21 protein-coding genes are annotated in these 21,320 nt (G+C 67.8%); 10 read left to right on the forward strand and 11 right to left on the reverse strand.

Going from position 1 to position 21,320, the window contains the following annotated elements; translation table 11 throughout:
- Positions 1-60 precede the first annotated feature (60 nt).
- The 3 genes from gdhA (at position 61) to ACPCUW_RS07760 (ending at position 2,245) form a co-directional block, all read left to right on the forward strand.
- Positions 61-1,410, forward strand: a complete 1,350-nt coding sequence (gdhA, locus tag ACPCUW_RS07750; protein ID WP_423424128.1) for an NADP-specific glutamate dehydrogenase — start codon at positions 61-63, stop codon at positions 1,408-1,410.
- Positions 1,411-1,482: 72 nt separating this feature from the next.
- Positions 1,483-1,815, forward strand: a complete 333-nt coding sequence (locus ACPCUW_RS07755) for a YnfA family protein (RefSeq protein ID WP_063011517.1) — start codon at positions 1,483-1,485, stop codon at positions 1,813-1,815.
- Positions 1,816-1,855: 40 nt separating this feature from the next.
- Positions 1,856-2,245 carry a cupin domain-containing protein gene (locus ACPCUW_RS07760; protein WP_423424129.1) on the forward strand — a complete coding sequence of 130 codons (390 nt, stop codon included), beginning with the start codon at positions 1,856-1,858 and terminating at the stop codon, positions 2,243-2,245.
- A gap of 19 nt (positions 2,246-2,264) precedes the next feature.
- Here the strand turns inward: ACPCUW_RS07760 and ACPCUW_RS07765 are convergent, their stop codons facing one another.
- Both ACPCUW_RS07765 and ACPCUW_RS07770 read right to left on the reverse strand, forming a co-directional pair.
- Positions 2,265-2,876, reverse strand: a complete 612-nt coding sequence (locus ACPCUW_RS07765) for an HAD family hydrolase (RefSeq protein ID WP_423424130.1) — start codon at positions 2,874-2,876, stop codon at positions 2,265-2,267.
- A gap of 25 nt (positions 2,877-2,901) precedes the next feature.
- Complete coding sequence (locus ACPCUW_RS07770; RefSeq protein WP_231509088.1) at positions 2,902-3,300, reverse strand: SdpI family protein; 399 nt, start codon at positions 3,298-3,300, stop codon at positions 2,902-2,904.
- Positions 3,301-3,543: 243 nt separating this feature from the next.
- Here ACPCUW_RS07770 and leuS point away from each other — a divergent pair, with 243 nt between their 5' ends.
- Entirely contained in the window at positions 3,544-6,456 is a 2,913-nt protein-coding gene (gene leuS / locus ACPCUW_RS07775; RefSeq protein WP_423424256.1) for a leucine--tRNA ligase, read from the forward strand.
- Positions 6,457-6,476: 20 nt separating this feature from the next.
- On the opposite strand, the gene ACPCUW_RS07780 is transcribed toward leuS, so the two are convergent.
- Both ACPCUW_RS07780 and ACPCUW_RS07785 read right to left on the reverse strand, forming a co-directional pair.
- Positions 6,477-7,298: a polysaccharide deacetylase family protein gene (locus tag ACPCUW_RS07780; RefSeq protein WP_423424131.1), complete on the reverse strand. Its 822-nt coding sequence runs from the start codon at positions 7,296-7,298 to the stop codon at positions 6,477-6,479.
- 144 nt (positions 7,299-7,442) lie between these two features.
- A complete protein-coding gene (locus ACPCUW_RS07785; RefSeq protein WP_104392012.1) occupies positions 7,443-8,153 on the reverse strand; it encodes an SDR family oxidoreductase in 711 nt (236 codons plus the stop codon).
- Positions 8,154-8,487: 334 nt separating this feature from the next.
- On the opposite strand from ACPCUW_RS07785, the gene ggh reads away from it, so the two are divergent.
- The gene (gene ggh / locus ACPCUW_RS07790) at positions 8,488-9,822 is read left to right on the forward strand and encodes a glucosylglycerate hydrolase (protein WP_423424257.1); all 1,335 of its coding nucleotides are present in this window, start codon (positions 8,488-8,490) and stop codon (positions 9,820-9,822) included.
- A gap of 51 nt (positions 9,823-9,873) precedes the next feature.
- On the forward strand, positions 9,874-10,632 hold the full coding sequence (locus ACPCUW_RS07795; RefSeq protein ID WP_030514185.1) for a glycoside hydrolase family 25 protein: 759 nt from the start codon (positions 9,874-9,876) through the stop codon (positions 10,630-10,632).
- On the opposite strand, the gene ACPCUW_RS07800 is transcribed toward ACPCUW_RS07795, so the two are convergent.
- From ACPCUW_RS07800 to ACPCUW_RS07810, 3 genes are all read right to left on the reverse strand, one after another.
- The gene (locus ACPCUW_RS07800; protein WP_156511246.1) at positions 10,629-11,360 is read right to left on the reverse strand and encodes an amino acid ABC transporter ATP-binding protein; all 732 of its coding nucleotides are present in this window, start codon (positions 11,358-11,360) and stop codon (positions 10,629-10,631) included. The two genes, ACPCUW_RS07795 and ACPCUW_RS07800, sit on opposite strands and share 4 nt — an antisense overlap.
- 44 nt (positions 11,361-11,404) lie before the next feature.
- Positions 11,405-13,201, reverse strand: a complete 1,797-nt coding sequence (locus ACPCUW_RS07805; protein ID WP_423424132.1) for an ABC transporter substrate-binding protein/permease — start codon at positions 13,199-13,201, stop codon at positions 11,405-11,407.
- Between the two features lie 138 nt (positions 13,202-13,339).
- Positions 13,340-14,134 carry an LLM class F420-dependent oxidoreductase gene (locus ACPCUW_RS07810; RefSeq protein ID WP_423424133.1) on the reverse strand — a complete coding sequence of 265 codons (795 nt, stop codon included), beginning with the start codon at positions 14,132-14,134 and terminating at the stop codon, positions 13,340-13,342.
- 168 nt (positions 14,135-14,302) lie between these two features.
- On the opposite strand from ACPCUW_RS07810, the gene ACPCUW_RS07815 reads away from it, so the two are divergent.
- The gene (locus ACPCUW_RS07815) at positions 14,303-15,382 is read left to right on the forward strand and encodes an ABC transporter ATP-binding protein (RefSeq protein WP_063011534.1); all 1,080 of its coding nucleotides are present in this window, start codon (positions 14,303-14,305) and stop codon (positions 15,380-15,382) included.
- A gap of 94 nt (positions 15,383-15,476) precedes the next feature.
- On the opposite strand, the gene ACPCUW_RS07820 is transcribed toward ACPCUW_RS07815, so the two are convergent.
- Complete coding sequence (locus ACPCUW_RS07820) at positions 15,477-15,995, reverse strand: winged helix-turn-helix transcriptional regulator (protein ID WP_064904955.1); 519 nt, start codon at positions 15,993-15,995, stop codon at positions 15,477-15,479.
- A gap of 108 nt (positions 15,996-16,103) precedes the next feature.
- On the opposite strand from ACPCUW_RS07820, the gene ACPCUW_RS07825 reads away from it, so the two are divergent.
- On the forward strand, positions 16,104-17,273 hold the full coding sequence (locus tag ACPCUW_RS07825) for a thiolase family protein (RefSeq protein ID WP_063011584.1): 1,170 nt from the start codon (positions 16,104-16,106) through the stop codon (positions 17,271-17,273).
- A 3-nt stretch (positions 17,274-17,276) separates the two neighbouring features.
- Here the strand turns inward: ACPCUW_RS07825 and ACPCUW_RS07830 are convergent, their stop codons facing one another.
- Positions 17,277-17,621 carry a hypothetical protein gene (locus ACPCUW_RS07830; RefSeq protein WP_064904944.1) on the reverse strand — a complete coding sequence of 115 codons (345 nt, stop codon included), beginning with the start codon at positions 17,619-17,621 and terminating at the stop codon, positions 17,277-17,279.
- A 92-nt stretch (positions 17,622-17,713) separates the two neighbouring features.
- On the opposite strand from ACPCUW_RS07830, the gene ACPCUW_RS07835 reads away from it, so the two are divergent.
- Together ACPCUW_RS07835 and ACPCUW_RS07840 are read left to right on the forward strand one after the other, a co-directional pair.
- The gene (locus tag ACPCUW_RS07835) at positions 17,714-18,685 is read left to right on the forward strand and encodes an o-succinylbenzoate synthase (RefSeq protein ID WP_423424134.1); all 972 of its coding nucleotides are present in this window, start codon (positions 17,714-17,716) and stop codon (positions 18,683-18,685) included.
- A 122-nt stretch (positions 18,686-18,807) separates the two neighbouring features.
- The gene (locus tag ACPCUW_RS07840; RefSeq protein ID WP_423424135.1) at positions 18,808-19,605 is read left to right on the forward strand and encodes a VOC family protein; all 798 of its coding nucleotides are present in this window, start codon (positions 18,808-18,810) and stop codon (positions 19,603-19,605) included.
- 42 nt (positions 19,606-19,647) lie between these two features.
- On the opposite strand, the gene ACPCUW_RS07845 is transcribed toward ACPCUW_RS07840, so the two are convergent.
- Together ACPCUW_RS07845 and ACPCUW_RS07850 are read right to left on the reverse strand one after the other, a co-directional pair.
- Positions 19,648-20,160: a TIGR04338 family metallohydrolase gene (locus tag ACPCUW_RS07845; protein ID WP_063011538.1), complete on the reverse strand. Its 513-nt coding sequence runs from the start codon at positions 20,158-20,160 to the stop codon at positions 19,648-19,650.
- Positions 20,161-20,224: 64 nt separating this feature from the next.
- Complete coding sequence (locus ACPCUW_RS07850) at positions 20,225-21,064, reverse strand: DUF2786 domain-containing protein (RefSeq protein WP_063011588.1); 840 nt, start codon at positions 21,062-21,064, stop codon at positions 20,225-20,227.
- Between the last annotated feature and the right edge of the window lie 256 nt (positions 21,065-21,320).

A 21,320-nucleotide genomic window follows, 5' to 3' on the forward strand; every position in this document is an offset into this window, starting at 1 on the left:
CGGGCCGGTGCCATCCGGCCCGGGTCGTCGGCGCCGTCGACGACCGGAAGGAGTGCGTCCATGGCCGCCCTGGACGAGAAGCTGCAGGACATCTATGCCGAGGTACTGCAGCGCAACCCCGGTGAATCGGAATTCCACCAGGCCGTGCGCGAGGTGCTCGACAGCCTCGGACCGGTCGTCGCCAAACATCCCCAGTACGTCGACGCGGCGGTGATCCGGCGATTGTGCGAGCCCGAGCGGCAGATAATCTTCCGCGTGCCGTGGGTCGACGACAGCGGCACGGTGCAGATCAACCGCGGTTTCCGGGTCGAGTTCAACTCCGCGCTCGGCCCCTACAAAGGCGGTCTGCGGTTCCATCCGTCGGTCTATCTGGGCATCGTCAAATTCCTGGGATTCGAGCAGATCTTCAAGAACGCGCTCACCGGAATGCCGATCGGCGGCGGTAAGGGTGGTTCGGATTTCGACCCGAAGGGGCGGTCGGACTCGGAGGTGATGCGCTTCTGCCAGTCCTTCATGACCGAGCTCTACCGGCATATCGGCGAGCACACCGACGTTCCGGCCGGTGATATCGGCGTGGGCGGTCGCGAGATCGGCTATCTGTTCGGCCAGTACAAACGCATCACCAACCGCTACGAATCCGGCGTGCTCACGGGCAAGGGGCTGAGCTGGGGTGGCTCGCAGGTTCGCCCCGAGGCGACCGGATACGGCACCGTCTTCTTCACCGAGCAGATCCTCGACCGGCGCGCCGACAGCTTCGAGGGCAAACGCGTGGTGATCTCCGGCTCGGGCAATGTCGCCATCTACGCCGTGGAGAAGGTGCACCAACTGGGCGGCACCGTCGTCGCCTGTTCGGACTCCTCGGGCTACATCGTCGACGACAAGGGTATCGATCTCGAACTGCTCAAGGAGATCAAGCACGACCGGCGCGGGCGCATCCACGAATATCCCGACATCGCCCGTGGCTCGGCGTATTTCGTGGATTCCGGCTCGATCTGGGCGGTGCCCTGCGATATCGCGCTGCCGTGTGCGACGCAGAACGAACTCAACGGCAGCGATGCCCGCCGGTTGATCGAGAACGGTTGCGCCATCGTGGCCGAAGGCGCCAATATGCCCTGCACCCCCGAGGCATCCCGGTTGCTGGTCGACGCGGGCGTGACCTTCGCACCGGGCAAGGCCGCCAATGCGGGCGGGGTGGCCACCAGCGCACTCGAGATGCAGCAGAACGCTTCCCGCGATTCGTGGAGCTTCGAACACACCGAACAGCGCCTCGAGGCGATCATGCGTGGCATCCACGACCGCTGCCTCGAGACCGCCGAAGAGTACGGGACCCCGGGCGATTACGTCGCCGGTGCGAATGTCGCCGGTTTCACCCAGGTCGCCGACGCGATGCTGGCACTGGGGATCGTCTAGACGCCGCGGCCGGCAACGCGCCGGCCGTCCCGTCCGGATCCACCGGCACCGAAACTCGTAGGCTCGCCGTTCGTGACCGTGGTGCGCTCGATCCTGCTGTTCGTCCTGGCCGCGCTCGCCGAGATCGGCGGGGCGTGGCTGGTGTGGCAAGGGGTGCGTGAGCATCGCGGGTTCGCCTGGGCGGGGGCCGGGGTGATCGCGCTGGGGCTGTACGGATTCGTCGCGACGCTCCAGCCGGATGCTCATTTCGGCCGGATCCTGGCCGCCTACGGCGGTGTGTTCGTCGCGGGGTCGCTGCTGTGGGCCATCGCGTTCGACGGCTTCCGGCCGGACCGCTGGGATGTGGCGGGCGCGGCGACCTGCCTGGTGGGCGTCGCCGTGATCATGTACGCGCCGCGCGGCTGACCCGGTACGCGGCCGACCGGTATCCGGCATCATCGGTGCCATGCCCGTCCTCGGAACGTTTCGGCCCAATCCGCAGCCGGCCGTCGGTACTCGCAGCCGGGTGCTGATGCGGCTGCGGGTGGCGCGGTGGCAGTTCCTGCTCCGGCAGACGATCGTCGAACCGGGCGGTGACAGTGGTTGGCACTATCACGACGGCACGCTGTTCGTCCTGGTCACCGGCAGCACTCTCGACCATCCCGGCACCGACGGCGTCCCGGTCGCCTATCGCCCGGGGCGGATATTTCGCGAGCCCGCCGGCGCCGCCCACGCCCACACCGCCCGCAACCGCACGCGAAAACCCTTGCGGCTCACGGTGTTCTACGTGCTCCCGGCCGGTAGTCCACTCTCCCGCTCGATCCCCGCACCGGAGTGCGACCCGGACCGGCGATAGGACGTGCACCTGCCTGGTATCAGCTCGCGAGCTCGCGCAGCAAACCGGGGAATTCGGTGAGATCACGCAAGACGACATCGGCGCCGGCGGCCCGCAGCTGCGCCGCGTCACACGGACCGCTGGTCACCCCGACCGCATACGCCGACGCCGCGCGGGCGCCGCGCATATCGCCGATGTGGTCACCGACGTACACGCTCGCCTCGTGGTCGCGCAGGGCCTGGGCCTTCTGTTCGGCCCACAGGTCGCCGATCACGGCGTCGGCCGGAATGTCGAGGTGGGTGAGGTGCAATTTGGCGTTGGGTTCGTATTTGCCGGTGACCACGATCACGCGGCCGCCCAGCGCCCGGACCGCCGCTGTCGCCGCGCGGGCGCCGGGCAGTTCCACCGTGCCGGTGATCGCGAAATCCGGATACATGGCCCGATAGATATCGGCCACCGCCGGGACGCGGTCGGCGGAGAACCAGTTGGCCAGCTCGTGCTCCAGCGGCGGCCCGAGGCGGGTGACGACCAGATCGCTGTCGATGGGGGTGCCGGTGCGTCTCGACAGCTCGCGATAGCAGGCGCGGATGCCGGGACGCGAGTCGATCAAGGTCATGTCGAGGTCGAAGCCGACCGTGAGCGGGCCTGTCATACCGGACGGCCGGACGCCGGATGGATCAATTGGCGGGCTGGCAGGCGTCGCGCAGTGAGCACGCGCCGCAGGAGTTGCCACAGCCGCCGACCTCGGCGGGCGCGAGCCCCGCGATCGCGTCGTTGGCCGCGTTGACCCCGGCGCCCAGCGTGAACAGGGCCACGACCAGTGCCACCGCGGCGGCAGCCAAGCCCACCCATACCGTCGCGACCAGCGCGATCGCACCGGCGGCGGCCAGCAGCAGACCCGCACCGACCGAGGTGGGCCCGGCGACGCGGTTGGCGACGCGATACGCCTCTTCGGTGCGGAGGGCTTCTTCGGTATGCACACCGAAGAACCGATTGGGTGGCAGGGTGCCGGTCAGCCCGAGCACACCCGTGACAACGGCCACGGCCGCCGGCAGAAACAGGAGGAGCGCGACCACGAACACCCGGAATACGGTACTCCGGTATCAAAACCCGGCGCCCGCGGGGCTCGCCGCCGCCGCGAACGACCCGCTCACCCCTTTTTGGGTGCTGACGTGCGCACGCTCTACCCTGAGTGACGACGTTGTCCACAGACGTTCACCAGGGGAACTCGGCGACAAGAAGGCAGGACCGTGCAGGACACTCGTGCAACCGATACAGCCGGCGCATCGACCGGCCGGGGTGACGGGCCCGAAAGCAGCCTGCCAACGCTTCCCGGAACCGATGTGCCCGCGCACCGCTACAACGCGGAACTTGCCGGCGCCCTGGAGGGCAAATGGCAGCGGGTGTGGGCGGAGCGCGGCACCTTCCACGCGCCGAATCCGGTCGGCCTGCTGGCCGGCGAGACCCCGGCCGACAAGCTGTTCATCCAGGACATGTTCCCGTATCCGTCGGGTGCGGGTCTGCACGTCGGCCATCCGCTGGGCTACATCGCCACCGATGTGTTCGCGCGCTACCACCGCATGCACGGCCGCAACGTGCTGCATGCGCTGGGTTACGACGCCTTCGGCCTGCCCGCCGAGCAGTACGCGGTACAGACCGGCGCGCATCCGCGGGTGACCACGGAATCCAATATCGCGACCATGCAGCGCCAGCTGGACCGGCTGGGCCTGGGCCACGACCGGCGCCGCTCGTTCGCGACCACCGACCCCGAGTTCTACAAGTGGACGCAGTGGATCTTCCTGCGCATCTACAACGCCTGGTACGACACCTCGGCGAACAAGGCCCGCCCGATCGCGGATCTGGTGGCCGAATTCGCCGCGGGTGAGCGCCCCACCCCGGACGGTCGCGCGTGGGCCGACTTGTCGCCCGCCGAACAGGGCGCGGTGCTGGACTCGTATCGCCTGGTCTATCAATCGGATTCGATGGTCAACTGGTGCCCCGGACTGGGCACCGTGCTGGCCAACGAGGAGGTCACCGCCGACGGCCGCAGTGAGCGCGGCAACTTCCCGGTGTTCCGGAAACGCCTGCGGCAGTGGATGATGCGCATCACCGCCTACTCCGACCGCCTGGTCGACGATCTGGACCTGCTGGACTGGCCGGACAACGTGAAGGCCATGCAGCGCAACTGGATCGGGCGCTCGCGTGGTGCCGAGGTCTCCTTCGCCGTGGCGCGAGCGACGGGCGCGGAGGAGGCAGCCGGCGTAACCACGGAGCGCCCCGGGAGCGCCACCGTCGATACAGCGAACGGGGAGAACATCGAGGTCTTCACCACCCGGCCCGACACGCTGTTCGGGGCGAGCTATGTGGTGCTGGCCCCGGAACACGAACTGGTGGACCGGCTGGCCGTCGCGCAGTGGCCCGCCGACGTCGACCCCCGGTGGACCTTCGACGCCGCCTCGCCGGCCGAAGCCGTTGCGGCCTACCGCAAGTCGATCGCCGCCAAGTCCGATCTGGAGCGGCAGGAGAACAAGGAGAAGACCGGCGTCTTCCTGGGCGCCTACGCCACCAACCCGGTCAACGGGTCGCAGCTGCCGATCTTCATCGCCGACTATGTGCTGTCGGGCTACGGCACCGGCGCGATCATGGCGGTACCCGGCCACGACCAGCGCGACTGGGAGTTCGCGCGGGCGTTCGGCCTGCCGATCGTGGAAGTCATTGCCGGAGGCGACATCTCGGAGTCCGCGTATTCGGGCGACGGCCTGCTGGTGAACTCCGACTACCTGAACGGGCTGGACGTCGAGACTGCCAAGGCCACCGTCGTCGAGCGCCTGGAACGCGACGGCCACGGCAAGGGCACCATCCAGTACAAACTGCGCGACTGGCTGTTCGCCCGCCAGCGTTACTGGGGCGAGCCGTTCCCGATCGTCTACGACGAGCAGGGCGCGGCGCATCCGCTGCCGGAATCCATGCTGCCGGTGGAACTTCCGGAGGTGCGCGACTTCGCGCCGGTCACCTTCGATCCGGACGACGCCGATTCCGAACCGTCGCCGCCGCTGGCCAAGGCCACCGACTGGGTGACCGTCGAACTGGATCTGGGCGACGGGGTGAAGACCTATCGCCGCGACACCAACGTGATGCCGCAGTGGGCCGGTAGCTCCTGGTACCAGCTGCGCTACACCGACCCGACCAATACGGAGGCGTTCTGCGCGCCGGAGAACGAGCGCTACTGGCTGGGCCCGCGCCCGGCCGAACACGGTGCGAACGACCCCGGCGGCGTGGATCTGTACGTCGGCGGCGTGGAACACGCGGTACTACATCTGCTGTACGCGCGGTTCTGGCAGAAGGTGCTGTTCGATCTGGGTGAGGTGTCGGGCCCGGAACCGTACCGGCGCTTGTTCAACCAGGGTTACATCCAGGCCTTCGCCTACACCGACGAGCGCGGCACCTACATCCCGGCCGCCGAGGTGGTCGAGCGCGACGGCAAGTTCTTCTGGACGAACACCTCCGGCGTGGAGATCGAGGTCTTCCAGGAGTACGGCAAGATCGGCAAATCGCTGAAGAACGCCATCTCCCCCGATGAGATGTGCGATCTGTACGGCGCGGACACCTTCCGGCTGTACGAGATGTCGATGGGCCCGCTGGACACCTCGCGTCCCTGGGCGACCAAGGATGTCGTCGGCGCGCACCGCTTCCTGCAGCGGGTGTGGCGCTTGGTGGTCGACGAGGAGTCCGGGGCCGCGCGGGTCACCGACGCCGAGCCGGCCGATGCCACCCTTCGCCTGCTGCACAAGACGATCGACGGTGTCGACGCCGACTACGCCGCCCTGCGCGACAACACCGCGGGCGCGAAGCTGATCGAGCTGACCAACCATCTGACCAAGCAGTACCCGCAGGGCGCCCCGCGCACGGTGGTGGAACCGCTGGTGCTGATGCTGGCACCGATGGCCCCGCATATCGCCGAGGAACTGTGGGAACGCCTGGGCCACACCACGGCGCTGGCGCACGGGCCCTTCCCGATCGCGGATCCCGCACTGCTGGTGGAGGATTCGGTCGAATATCCGATCCAGGTCAACGGCAAGGTCCGCAGCCGGGTCAGCGTACCGGCGGACGCCGATGCGAAGGCGGTGGAGGCGGCGGCGCTCGCCGACGAGAAGCTGCTGGAATTCCTGGCCGGCAAGACCCCACGCAAGGTCATCGTGGTCCCCGGCAAGCTGGTCAACGTCGTCGCGTAAGTCTCTCCCGCGCTGGGTATTCAGCGCGGCGGCAGCAGCACGTCGTCGAGGGTGACCATCGAGAGGTGGCGCTCGCGGATGATGTCGACCAACCGGCCGTAGCAGTGTGTGACGGCCGGATGGTTGGCGTGACCGATGACGATCGCCTGCGGGTTGAAGTACTTCGCGGCCATCTGCATCAGAAAGTCCTCGGTGACGATCGAGGAGTCCGACAGCGAACCGAACCACAGCGTCGGCACCGTATATCCGAGATCGGCGGCGACCCGGTCCACCGCGGCGTTGTGGTACCCGTAGGGCGGTCGGTAATAGGGCGTTCCGTCCACGCCGAAGTTGTTGTGCAGGAACGTTTTCGTGCGACGGAGCTGGTCGGCGACGGCGCCGGCGGAGATCTTGGTGAGCGCGGGATGATCCCAGGTGTGGTTGCCCAGCTGGATCTGCCCGGACTCCACCAGCGGGCGCAGCGCGTCCCGGTGCACGGTCCACGAGTCGTAGGAGGCGGTCACGAAGAACGTGAAGCGGGCGCCGGTATCGCGGGCGAAGCGGATATACGCGCCGACCACCTCGGGGCTCGCGCCGTCGTCCACCGTGAGCGCGAGATTCGCGCCGGCGCCCGGCAGAGCGGTCATCGTGCCCGAGGGCGCCACGGTCTTCGGCCCGGTTGGCGGCGGGGGTAACAGCGGGGACGGAGGCGCCGGGGGCAGGGGTGGGGTGACCGCCGCGGCTACAGGTTTCGCCCTTTCCCCGGTCGCACTGTGGGCCGTCGTACAGCCGGTCAAGGCGACCGCCGTGCCCGCGGCGAGCAGCGTGAGCAGCTGCCGCCGATTCGATCGCGCGTCACCCATGCCGGTGTCGCCCCTGGTAGGAGGTCATTTCTGCCCTAAGCTACCGCACCCTCGACACCCTCGCCGGCCGGGCACCGGTCGTTCCGGCGCGTCGGCCGGTAGCACCGATTCAGCGCCCGATTCGGCCCGGCCGACAGCACCGGTTCAGCGGGCGATCGGGCGCAGCACGATCTCGGTCGGGTGCGCGTCGCGTGGCGTCTCGACGGCGTTGCGGACGGCCCGGGCGACCGTCGCCGCGGTCAAGAACTCGTCGGGGTTGTAATCCCGCTGTTCGGAGGCGACGATCGCGCGCTGCATCTCGGTGTCGATGCGTCCCGGGTGGACGGAGGTGACACGCAGGCGCGGTTCCTCGAGCCGCAGCGCGTCACCGAAAGCGCGCAGACCGAATTTGCTCGCGGCGTACACACCCCAGTCCGGATTGGCGCGCAGCCCGGCACCCGAATTGATCAGCACCACATGGCCGCCGGCGGCGCGCAGGGCGGGCAGCAGCAGCCGGGTCAGCTCGGCGACGGCAATCAGATTGGCTTCCAGCGTATTTCGCCACAGCTCGACCGACGAGTCGGCGATCGACCCCAGTTCGGCGACGCCCGCGTTGTGCACCAGCACATCCAGACGGCCGATCGGCGCCGTCGCCGCGGGCAGCGCGGCGTAATCGGTCAGATCAACCGGCCACGGTTCGGCATCGGGAAGTTCCGTCCGGATCTTCGCCAGCGATTCCGCCGAACGCGCGCCCAGCAGCAGTCGATGCGTCCCCGCGAGCTCCCGCGCGATCGCGGCTCCCAGTCCCCGGCTGGCGCCGGTGATCAGCGCGGTCGGTAGATCCTGCGCGGCAGTGCTTTCCGAAGGTGCGGCCATGTGCTCACCGTAAACCCCGCGCGCCCACCGCAGCGCTACGCACCCGGGCGGGGCGGACGATCGCACGGGCGGGTCCGGACAATTGCACCGCCGCGACCGGACATCTGTCGTCCATCGGTGGCGAGCCGATGCCGATGGGTGTAATCCAGACTCGAGCAACCGGTTCACAGCGGCGGGCGGGGGACGGACACCGCGCATGACACAGAACGAGGCGATGAGGGTGGACACTGCCGAACAGGTGACCGGACCGGACCATGCCCCCGCGGCGGCCGCTGTGCGGCACGCGACGCCCGGGCGCCGCGCATATCTGAAGGTGACGTCGCAGAATAGGGAAATGAACGGTCCCGGCTTCACCCCCACCCAGCTGGCTGCCCGGGCCGCCTATCTGCTCCGCGGCAACGATCTGGGGACCATGACCAGCGCGGCGCCCAAGCTCTACCCCCATATGTGGAGCTGGGACGCCGCCTTCGTCGCGGTCGGCCTGGCCCCGCTGAGTGTGGAGCGCGCTGTCGTCGAACTCGACACTCTGCTCTCCGCGCAATGGCGCAACGGGATGATCCCGCACATCGTGTTCGCCAACGGCGTGGACGGCTACTTCCCGGGACCGAGCCGGTGGGAATGCCGTCGGCTGGCGGCGAACGCCCCCGCCGGTGTCGACACGTCGGGCATCACCCAGCCACCGGTGCACGCGATCGCGGTCCAGCGGATTCTCGACCACTCCCGGCGCCACGGCCGCACCACCCGGGCGGTCGCCGCGGAATTCCTGGATCGGCGCTGGGTCGATCTGATGCGCTGGCATCGCTGGCTGGCGCATGCCCGCGACCCCAAACAGCACGGCCGGATCACCCTGTATCACGGCTGGGAGTCCGGGATGGACAATTCGCCGCGGTGGGATCGCGCCTACGCCAATGTGGTGGTCGGCGACCTGCCGCCGTATCGGCGCGCCGATATCGACGTGGTCGACCCGGCGCAGCGTCCCACCGATCGCGAATACGACCGCTACCTGTGGCTCGTGGAGCAAATGCGTCGGTGTGGCTACGACGATTTCCAGCTGGCCTCGACGATGAGCTTCGCCGTGGAGGACGTCTTCGTCACCGCCGTCTTCGCGCTGGCGTGTGAGGTGCTGGCCGGAATCGGGGAGGACTACCGCATGCCGCACGCCGATGTGCGCGAGCTCTACGAGTGGGCCGACTATTTCCGCGCCGGCGTGATCGCCACCGCCGAACCGCGCTCCGGCGCCGCGCGCGACTTCGACCTGCGCACCGACGAATGGATCGGCACCGAAACGCTGGCCATGTTCGCGCCGCTGCTGTGCGGCGGACTGCCGCGCGCCACCGAACGCAGTCTGCTGCGTCTGTTCGAGGGGCCACGCTTCTGCGGCCACCCCGATCTGCGCTACGCGCTGCCGCCCTCGACCTCGCCGGTGTCGAAGGATTTCCGCCCGCGCGAATATTGGCGCGGGCCGGTGTGGCCGGTGATGAGCTGGCTGTTCTCCTGGGTCTTCGCCCGCCGCGGCTGGGCCGAACGGTCCTTCATGCTGCGTGCGGAAGGTTTGCGGCAGGCGGGCGACGGCAGCTTCGCGGAGTACTACGACCCGTTCACCGGGGATCCGCTGGGGAGCATGCAGCAGTCGTGGACGGCAGCCGCGGTCCTCGACTGGCTCGGATGAGTCACGCGTAAACACTGGTCACAAGCGCCTCGGCTGCCTACTCTCGTAGCCATGTATCGACGCACCGTGGCTCGTCCGAAAGTCCGTCGCTTCACCGCAGCCCTGCCGCTGCTCGCCGTTGCCGGCATATTCTCGGCAACCGGTATTGCCTCCGCTGGACCCACCGGGCCGGACGTGTCGTCCTGGCAGCACATCGACGGCCGTCTGATCGACTGGTTCGCGGTCCGGGCCTCCGGGCACAACTTCGCCATGGTGAAGGCCACCGAGGGGCTGAACTACGTCAATCCCTATTTCGTCCCCGACAGCCTGCTGATGCGCGCGGCCGGGGTGGCGCGCGGGACCTATCACTACGCCCATCCGGATCTGCCGCCGGAACCGCAGGCCGCCCTCTACGCCGCGGTCGTCCTCGGCCAGAACGGTCCACTGGATCTGCCGCCGGTCCTCGATATGGAGAATTCCGGCGGGCTGCCCCCGGCGGAGCTGATCGATTGGACCCATCGCTATCTGACCACGGTGCAGGCATTGACCGGCCGGGTGCCGATCATCTACACCTACCCGCGGTTCTGGCAGACGGCGATGGCCGATTCCGATCAGTTCCACCAGTACCCGCTGTGGATCGCCGATTATCGCGGCAACGCCCAGCCCGAGGTGCCCGGCGGCTGGCCGGCGTGGACCTTCTGGCAGACCACCGATTCCGGCAGTGTGCCGGGTATCGCGGGCAATACCGACCTCAACGTCTACAGCGGAGCGCAGGGCAATTTCGCGCAGTTCGCCAATATGCCGTTCAGCGGCAGCAGTTCGGGCAGTTAGAGGATCTGGGACAGAAACTGTTGCAGGCGTGGGGTTTCCGGATCGGCGAAGAGGCGGTCCGGAGACCCCGACTCCACCACCTTGCCCTGGTCCATGAACACCACGCTGTCGGAAACCGAACGGGCGAAACCCATTTCGTGGGTCACCACGATCATCGTCATACCGCCGGCGGCCAGATCCGCCATCAACGAGAGCACACCCTTGACCAATTCCGGGTCCAGGGCCGAGGTCGCCTCGTCGAACAGCATCAATTCCGGCTTCATCGCCAGTGCGCGAGCGATGGCGACACGCTGTTGCTGTCCACCGGACAGATTCGCCGGGCGGGTATCGGCGCGCGCCGCCAATCCGACCGCCTCGAGCTGCTCCAGGGCCAGCGCCCGCGCCGCTTCCTTGCTCAGGCCGCGCAATTTCCGCGGTCCCAGGGCCACGTTCTCCGCCACCGTCTTGTGCGGGAACAGGTTGAAATGCTGAAAGACCATTCCGATGCGCTGGCGCAGCCGATCCGGATTTTCCCCCAGCACCGAAACCCCGTCGATCAGCACATCGCCGGAATCGGGTTCGTGCAGCCGGTTCAGCACCCGCAACAGGGTGGATTTTCCCGAACCGGACGGGCCGATGACCGTGGTGGTGTGCCCGGCATCGACGTGAATGTCGACGCCGCGCAGCACCTGGTTGTTGCCCAGGGTCAGATGCAGATCGACGCCGGTCAGCGAGGAACTGGTGCGCACGCCGTTGGCATCCTGGTCGCGCACGCCGTTGGCATCCTGGTCGCTCACGCTCCGCGTCCTTCCGTGATGACGGCCTGGTCGATTTCGTCGGCGGCGGCTTCGGCGCGGCCGGTGCGCAATCGGCGGTCGATGTAGTTCACCAGATGGGTGAGCGGGATCGTGAGCAGCAGATAGACCAGGCCCGCCGCGACCAGCGGTGACAGATTTCCGGTCTGCGAATTCAGGTCGCGGCCGACGGCGAACAGTTCCCGCTGGGAGGCGAGCAGGCCGAGGAAGTAGATCAGCGAGGAATCCTTGATCAGCGCGATGAACTGGTTCATCAGCGCCGGCAGCACTCGCCGCACGCCCTGGGGAATCACCACCAGCGTCATCGATTGCCGATAGCCGAATCCGATCGCCCGCGCGGCCTCCAACTGTCCCGGCTCCACCGATTGAATGCCCGAGCGGAAGATCTCGCCGATATAGGCCGAGGCCAGCAGCGCCAGCGCCACCGCGCCCAGCCAGTACGGATTGTTCCCGGTGATCCCCTTCACCACCGGGCCGATGCCCAGGCCGATCAACAGGATGATCACCACCGCCGGCAAACCGCGGAAGATGTCGGTGTAGACCCGGGCGGGCCAGCGCAACCAGCGGGTGCGAGAAATACCGGCCACCGCGAGCAGAATGCCGATGAGCGTGCCGAGCACGCCCGAAACCAGCGCCAGAATAATCGTATTCGGCAAGCCGGTCTTGAACAGTTCGGGAAATGCCTTGCGGTACAACGACCAATCGAAGAACATGTCCTTCAATTGTGCGAGGGTCGATTTCGGAGCGTTCTGCTGATCGCCGTGCCGATGTTCGGCGGCGATCTTCTCGAAGTCCGGAAGTTGCGGCATCGGAGCCGATTTGGAGCCCGGTTTCCAGCCCGGCGGCAGCGGCCGCGGCACCCAGTCGGAATAGAGCTTGGCGTAGGTTCCGTCGGCGATCACCGCGTCGAGGCCGGAATTCAGTGCGTCGATCAGCGGCTGGTTGTTCTTGCGCACCGCCCAGGCGGTGAAATTGTCCAGGCTGAAGGTGTTCTGCACGATCGAGGTGGGATCACCCGGTTTGATCGCACCGGTGGCCTGCTGCGAGGGCGCGACCCAGGCGTCGATCTGCCCGGTCTTCAGATTCGCGTAGGCGGTGTTGTAGTCGGGGAATTTCACCGCGTCCAGATGCAAGGTGCCGGTGACGTATTCGTCCTGCACGGTGCCCTGCACCACGCCGATCCGCACGCCCGGTTTCAGATCCGAAAACCCCTGGATCGCACTGCCGTTGGGCACCACGAGCGAGAAGTAGCCGAAATCGTAGCCGTTGGTGAAGCCAACCTGCTGTCGCCGGGCATCGGTGGTGGTGATGCTCGACGATCCCACGTCGAACCGGCCGGTGGCGACGAGCGAGAGCAGCGAGGCGAATTCGGTGCCGGAGAACTGCACCCGGAGTCCGAGTTTCGCGCCGATCGCCTTCAGCAGTTCGTTGTCGAATCCGGCGAAGGTCCCCGACGGATCCACGCAGATACTCGGCGGCGCGTCCGAGAGCGTGCCCACGCTGAGCACCCCGGGCTGGGACAAACCGAGCTTGGTGATATCGATCGAACTCAGCGGCGCGGTGGTCGCGGTGGTGTATCGATCGGTGCCGGCCGTCGCACCGCTCGCCAGTTTCGTCGGCGCGGGGGAGGCGGCCGACGGTCCGGGGGGTGCGCACAGGTTCGAGGCCCGCGACGAACTGCCGCCATCGGAGCTGCAGGCGACGGCGAACAGCAGCATCATCGCCACCATCAGCGCGATCAGCGCACGCGGGCGCGAGACGGGCAAACGGGCCATAGCCGAGAACCCTAGCCGGGCCGGTAGGGCCCTGAGGGCCGCGGCGCGGGTCCACGGGCCGCCGCCCCTGCCACATCGCCCGTCGGAAATCGAATCCCACTGATTCGATCCGGCGGTGTTCGATCCGGCGGTGTTCGATCAGGCGATACCGGTCACCGACTCCGGATTGAAGTTGTCCCGCCATGCGACGGCCTGCTCCACCACGCTCAGCTCGTAGTCGGGCCCGCCGACGCCCACGGTGAACAGGGTCGCGCCGGCCTGCACCAGCCGCTCGGCCTGTTCGGCGCCGGGCCAGGACACCGACCGCTCGATCCGGTTCGCGTCGGTGCCGACCTCGGCGCAGTGCTCGGCCAGAATCTTCGACTTCCGTTCCAGCGCTTCGATATCGGCGAAACTGTGCCAGATGTCGGCGTATTCGGCGACCAGTCGCAACGTCTTTCGCTCACCACCGCCGCCGATCAGGATCGGAATGTGGCGCGTCGGCTGCGGATTCAGTTTCGGCAGCCGGGCGTCGATGCGGGCGAGATATTCCTTGAGCAACGCCAGACGTGTTCCGGGCGTGCCGAATTCGTAGCCGTACTCGTCGTAGTCCTTCTGGAACCAGCCGGCGCCGATGCCGAGGATCAGCCGGCCGCCGGAGATGTGGTCGACGGTGCGGGCCATATCGGCGAGCAGGTCGGGATTGCGATATCCGCCGCCGGTCACCAGGGCGCCGAGTTCGACTCGTTCGGTCTGCTCGGCGATCGCGCCGAGCATGGTCCAGCATTCGAAGTGAGCGCCGTCGGGATCGCCGTAGAGCGGGTAGAAGTGGTCCCAGTTGAAGACGATGTCCACGCCCGCATCCTCGGCCCGGCGCACGGCATCCCGGATCAGCCCGTAGTCGGGAGCATGTTGCGGCTGTAGCTGAACTCCGATGCGAACCGGTCGAGTCATCCGATGCTCCTTCGTCTCGTGAGCTGCTCTCGCGGCCGGTCAGCGGCCCTTGACGAGGCTACTCGCCCGCTGCACCCCGCGCGGGCCGCTGGGTTACTGTGGGGCGCGCACCGACCCCTCTACTCGGATCGTCCGGCACGTTCCTGCCGGTGAAGGGATTGATTCACCATGGCCACGGTCACCTTCGACCACGCCACCCGGCTCTACCCGGGTGGGACCAAACCCGCCGTCGACAAGCTGAATCTCGAGATCGCCGACGGCGAATTCCTGGTACTGGTCGGACCGTCCGGATGCGGCAAATCCACCTCGCTGCGCATGCTGGCCGGACTCGAGGAGGTCAACGACGGCCGCATTCTGATCGGCGAGAAGGATGTCACCGACGCCGAACCCAAACAGCGCGATATCGCGATGGTCTTCCAGAACTACGCGCTGTATCCGCATATGACGGTCGCGGAGAACATGGGTTTCGCACTGAAGATGGCCAAGGTCGGTAAGGCCGAGCGCACGCAGCGCGTGCTGGAGGCGGCGAAACTGCTCGACCTCGAGGACTTCCTGGACCGCAAGCCCAAGGCGCTGTCCGGTGGTCAGCGTCAGCGGGTCGCGATGGGACGCGCGATCGTGCGGCAGCCGCAGGTATTCCTGATGGACGAACCGCTGTCGAATCTGGACGCGAAACTGCGCGTGCAGACCCGCACGCAGATCGCCCAGTTGCAGCGCCGGCTCGGCACCACCACGGTCTACGTTACCCACGACCAGGTGGAGGCGATGACCATGGGCGACCGGGTGGCGGTGCTCAAGGACGGACTGCTGCAGCAGTGCGCCTCACCCCGGGATCTGTATCGGGATCCGGCGAATCTGTTCGTCGCGGGCTTCATGGGCTCCCCGGCGATGAACCTGTTCACCCTGCCGGTGTCGGACGGTTCGGTGACCGTCGGCGGACATTCGATCGCGCTGCCGCGCACGGTGGCCGACGCCGCGGGCGAGACCGTGGTGGTCGGCATCCGGCCGGAGCATTTCGATCCGGCCGGCGGTTCCGACGGCATCGCCATGGAGATCGATGTGGTCGAGGAGCTGGGTTCGGACGCCTACATCTACGGCCGCACCCTGGGCGAGGCCGGCGGAGATCAGACGATCGTCGCCCGCGCCGACTGGCGCAATCCGCCGCAGAAGGGCGACAAGCTGACGCTCACCAGCGATGCGGAGCACACCTATTTCTTCGACCCGGCCAGCGGTAAGCGACTGACCTAGGACTCGAATATCGTTGCCCTCGAGCGCTTCCGGGTGCTCGAGGGCACGATCGTCAGCCCACGCACCGGTCCGCCGAAGACCCGCGCCGATCGTCTCATCGCTGTGCGGTCACATCCCGGGTTCCGACGCGTGCCCGGCGCCAGTCCTGGTTGACCCGGACCCGGATGTCCTCGAGCGCGACCTCGTCACCGCCGGCGCTGCGCAACTCCACCCGCACCGGTTCACCGGTGGTGTCCTCGATCCGCTCCAGCGGCGGCACTCCGCCCTGCAGATATTTGTCCCCCCACTGCCACAGCGCGAAGATCGCCGGCAGCAGATCCCGGCCCATCTCGGTGAGCACGTACTCGTTGCGGGTGCGCTTACCCTCTTCCCGATACGGCTGTTTGCGCAGCAGTCCCGCGTCGGTCAGTTTGCGCAGCGCGGCGGCCGCGGCGGCATCGGTGATACCCACCCGCGCCGCGAAACCGTCGAAGCGGGTGGTGCCGTAGATGGATTCGCGCAGAATCAGCATCGTCGAGCGGGCGCCGACGATATCCAGCGCCTTCACGATGGAACAGCCGTCCGGCTTCCACGAATTCAGATCACGCAGGGGTCCTTCCAACTTCACGGGCATGACGACGATCATACCAACTCTGACTTGCCACAACTAATGCCAGCTCCTAACCTGGCTTTAGAGCGACTGAGTCAGATGTCGCAACGGCGCGATACCGGAGGAATCGCCATGAGAGACGCAGTGATCGTCGAGGCCGTACGCACCCCGATCGGCAAGGGCAAAGCCACCGGAGCGCTGCACGAACTGCATCCGGTCGACCTGTTCGCCCACAGCCTGCGCGAGGTCGTGCGACGCAGCGGGATCGATCCGGTGCTGATCGACGACGTCATCGGCGGTGTGGTCACCCAGGTCGGCGAGCAGTCGGTCAACATCACCCGCCGGGCCGCGCTCGCGGCCGGATATCCGGAATCCGTTCCGGCCACCACGGTCGACCGGCAGTGCGGTAGCAGCCAGCAGGCCATCCACTTCGCCGCGCAGGGCGTGCTGGCCGGGGCCTACGACATCGTCGTCGCCGGCGGTCTGGAGTCGATGAGCCGGGTGCCGATGGGGTCGAGCGTGGCGGGCGCCACCGATATCAACGGTGTGGCCTTCACCGAGCGGTATCCGGACGAGCTGGTACCGCAGGGGATCAGCGCGGAACTGATCGCGGCGCGCTGGGGCATCTCGCGCACCGCCATGGACGAATTCTCGCTCGCGAGTCACGAAAAGGCCGCCACCGCAACGAAGAACGGATCCTTCGAGGCACAACTGGCGCCGTTGGCCGGGTTGAGCACCGACGAGGGCATTCGCGTCGGCAGCACCCTGGAAACCCTGGCCGGGCTGCGGCCGGCCTACTACAGCGAGGCCTATGCCGCCCGATTCCCCGAGATCGGCTGGAACGTGACCGCCGCCAATGCGAGTCAGATCAACGACGGCAGCGCGGCAGTGCTGATCATGACCAGTGAGAAGGCGGCGCAACTGGGCCTGCGGCCACTGGCCCGGCTGCACAGTTTCGCGGTCGCGGGCGACGATCCGCTGCTGATGCTCACCGCGGTGATCCCGGCGACTCGGAAGGTGTTGCAGCGCTCGGGCCTGTCGTTGGCCGATATCGACCTGTTCGAGGTCAACGAGGCCTTCGCCTCGGTGGTACTGGCCTGGGCCGCCGATACCGGCGCGGATCTGTCCCGGGTGAACGTCAACGGCGGCGCGATCGCGCTGGGGCATCCGCTCGGCGCCTCCGGTGCGCGGCTGGCGACCACGCTGGTCCACGCACTGCACGAACGCGGGGCCCGCTTCGGACTGCAAACCATGTGTGAGGCAGGCGGTTTGGCGAACGCGACCATCTACGAGCGGCTCTGAGCCTCAGACCGACACCACGACCAGCGCCGCCGCGAAACCGAGCAGCCACGCCTCGGCCAGCAGCGGCAGGGTGAGCAGCGCGTAAGGCCAGGCCGGGCGGCGTTCCCGCAACGCCCGCAGGGTCCACCGCCCGGCCAGCAGCAGCGCACCGACCAGGGACAGGAACGCCACGGCGTAGGCCAGCGGCAGATGACTGTCCCCCGGCCGAGTGCGCTGCCGCGCCATATCCCGGTACGGCAGGCCGTACCGCCAGATCACCCACGCCACACCGCAACCGGCCAGATAGACCGCGGCACTCAGCACGGCATCGCCGCGCCGCAGCGGCGGGCGAGCCGGCCGGAACTCCATGGCTACTTATGGAAATTCCTTCGACCGGTGCTCGCAAGCACCACTGGTCGGCCGCCGGTCCGTCGCCGTTTCGCAGGGTTAGGCTGGCCCGGGTGAGCGATCTGGATCCGGCGTCGGCCCTGGTTTACGCGATTCCGCTGCGTACTCGCTTCCGCGGCATCACCGTCCGTGAGGGGATGCTGCTCGAAGGACCGCGCGGCTGGGGTGAGTTCTGCCCGTTCGTCGAATACGACGACCGCGAGGCCGCGAACTGGCTCGCCACCACGGTCGAGCAGATCGAGGAGGGCTGGCCGGAACCGGTCCGGGATCGCATTCCGGTCAATTGCACCGTTCCCGCGGTCGGACCCGAGCGCGCGTATGCCATCGTCGCCGAATCCGGTTGCCGCACCGCGAAAGTCAAGATCGCCGATCATCCCGACTCGCTCGCCGAGGATATCGAGCGGGTCGCGGCCGTCCGCGATGCGCTGGGTGGCGACGGTGCCGTCCGGGTCGATGCCAACGCGGTCTGGGATGTCGATACCGCGGTCACCAACTTGCGTCAGATCGACCGTGCCGCACAGGGTTTGGAATACGCCGAGCAACCGTGCCGGACGATCGAGGAGCTGGCGGCGGTCCGGCGGCGGGTCGACATTCCCATTGCCGCGGACGAATCCATCCGGCGTGCCGAGGATCCGCTGCGGGTCGCGGTGGCGGGAGCGGCCGATATCGCCGTACTCAAATGCACACCGCTCGGCGGAGTGCGGCGGGCACTGCGGGTGGCGCAGGCGGCGGGACTGCCGTGCGTGATCTCCTCGGCACTGGAGACGAGCGTCGGACTGTCGGCCCAGCTCGCGCTGGCCGGTGCCCTGCCGGAACTCGACCACGCCTGCGGGCTGGGCACCGTCAGCCTGTTCACCGGCGACGTGGTCGCGGATTCACTGCGCCCCGTCGACGGATATCTGAGCGTTCCGCGCACCCCGCCGAACCCGGATCCCGCACTGCTGGAACGCTTCCGCCATCCCGATCCGGAGCGCACGGCGTGGTGGCGAAGCCGGCTGGAGCGGGTGCTGCGGCTCCTTGATTGATCGCGGCCTCGCACGCCTCGGCGGGTGCGGGACGAGGGTTTTCCCACCCGCCCGTCTGTGATTAGCTGATCGTGTGCCATCGGCAGTTCTCACGTGCTCGAACACACGATAGGAGTTCCGCAATGCCCACTCGTGATTCTGCGTGGCCGCAGGGTACGCCCTGCTGGATCGACTGTTCGGTCGACGATCCGCAGGCTGCCCGCGACTTCTACTCCAGTTTGCTGGGGTGGGAGATCATGGACAGCCCGCCCGAGGCCGGGGGATATCTGATGGCGATGCTGAACGGTAAACCGGCCGCCGGAATCGGGCCCAAGATGGGCGAGGCGCCGATGCCCTCGGTCTGGACCACCTACCTCGCCGCCGACGATGTGGACGCGGTCGCCGAGGCCATCGGCGCGGCCGGGGGCACCGTGTTCGTCCCACCCTTCGACGTCATGGACGTGGGCCGCATGTGCGTGGCCGCCGATCCGACCGGCGGCATCTTCGGCGTCTGGCAGGCCAAGGCCCACACCGGTGCCGGTATCTACAACGAACCCGGCTCCTACTGCTGGAACGAACTGCACACCGGCGACTACGCCACCGCACAGGAGTTCTACCGCCGCGTCTTCGGCTGGACCTTCGACGAAATCGGCGACGGTGAGAACTTCGTCTATTCCACCTTCTCCCCGCCCGGTGCGGACGTCGCCGGCGGCGTCATGGACGCCGGCAGCGCACCCGGCGACAACCCGCCCTACTGGCTCACCTGGTTCCAGGTCGCCGGGACGGACGAAAAGCTCTCCCGCGCAACCGAACTCGGTGCCACGGCACTGATGGGACCGGACGACACCCCGTTCGGCCGCTCCGCCGTCGTCCAGGCTCCCCAGGGCGAGATCTTCGGCCTCATCGACCCGACGGTGCGGGCGGAGGCGCCCGGGCAGTAGCGCTCGTGTCCCGGGCCGTGCGGTACGGCCCGGGGCATCGGTTCAGCCCACTCGGGCGCCACAGTCGTGCAGAGTGGCGCGCAGAAGAAGGGCGGCTTCCGGGCCGATGATCCCGTCGACTAGCTCGAGGTAGCGCGTACAGAATTCCGGGCCGTGCGGGGCGAGGTCGACGCCGGGCGGCTCCAAGTGGTGGGCGATTTCGTGGAGTATGACCAATTCGCGCAGCGCCCACGCGGTTCCGCCGGTGTGCAGGGGGACGGCCAGGACGGCACGGCCGGTTTCGTAGTGCGCCGCGGCGGTGCCCGCGCGGGCACGCACCGCGAGCGGCGTATCGGCCCGAAGCCATTGCGCGCGTACCCAATTCAATGCCAGCACTCGGTCCACATAGCTCTGAACCGACTCGACCGAGGCGAACTTCCGCTCGATCGGCAGCGTGAGCTGCGAGCCGTGCAAGTCGACCGTGCGAGCCCCGAATTCCTCGGCTCGTTCGAACATCCGCCGCACCAGACCCTCGGCATCGTAGACGCGGCTGCGCTGCGAATCCCGGGGCGTCACAACTGCGGCTCGCGGTGCGCCGGGCACATCAGGACGGCGCCGCACTGCGCCGCTCTCGTGCGGCTCATGCTCCGGGCGCTTCGAGACGCCCTCGCCCGGTGGGCAATTCGGGGGACAGACCCAGCCGTGCGCTTCGGCCGGCACGATCCCCGGCACGTCGCGCGGCCGGCGAGTACCCCGTGGATTCCTGCGGGCCGCGCCAGGTGCCGCGGGCGTCGGAGGTGCGGGAGTAGAAATCGGTGAGCTCGAGGTCCTTGTTGCGCAGGGCCAGCGCGGTGCCCGCGGCCGATTCCGCGGAGCCGGGATCGTCGCGCACGGCCTCAGCCTCCACATCCGCCTTCACCTGCGCCAGCCGGCGGCCGATCCGATCGGCGAACGCCATCTGGAAATTCAGCCGAGCAGTCACCGCTGCGACAGGGGCCTGTATGCGACGCTGCACCCTGCGACCCCAGCGCGTCTCCACCACGACCTTCTCCACGGTCGCCGATTTGTAGGCGCCGGATTTGATGTAGTGGTCCGACGCCCGCACCATCTGCACCAGCAGGCTCGTGTACAGCGCCTCGCAGGTCGCGATATCGGTGTCGAAGCCGTAGGCGTACACCTGCGTGGACGTGCGGGTCACATCGCAGCGCACATCGTTGGCCGCGGCGATCGCCACGAACAACTGCACGTAGGTGCGCAGCCCTTTCTTCCCCGCCTCGCCGATCGGGACGACCTTCTGCATCGGTGTCGGGCGGCGCTCGCGGCCGGCGATATGGGCACGCGCCACCGCCAGGTCGATCGACGAACGGGTCGCCAGGCGCTGGGCAGCCGCCATGAACGCCTCGGCCTCGTGCTCGTTGTCGGTCGACTCGGCCTGACGCAACAGCCCACCGATCCGGGTGAGCAACTTGTCCTGGGGCATCTGGGTCGACATCGAGCGCCAGGATACGAGAACGCACCGACATCCCCACACGATCGGGCGGGGGCGGAAGGCGGTAGCTCGCGTAACCACGAAGGGCGGGGGCGGACGCCGTATCCCACGCAGCAGCCGAACAATGTATCTTGCCTTGTGCAACCGGCGCAGTGTGCGGGCGCTCACGCTTGGCACCTGTGTTCGTTACGACCCTGGAGTATCGATGGCTTTGAACAAGGCGTCCTCGAACAAGGCGCGTAAGGCT

It is taken from the genome of Nocardia sp. AB354, from assembly GCF_049538315.1.
In the GTDB taxonomy this organism is placed as follows: domain Bacteria; phylum Actinomycetota; class Actinomycetes; order Mycobacteriales; family Mycobacteriaceae; genus Nocardia; species Nocardia nova.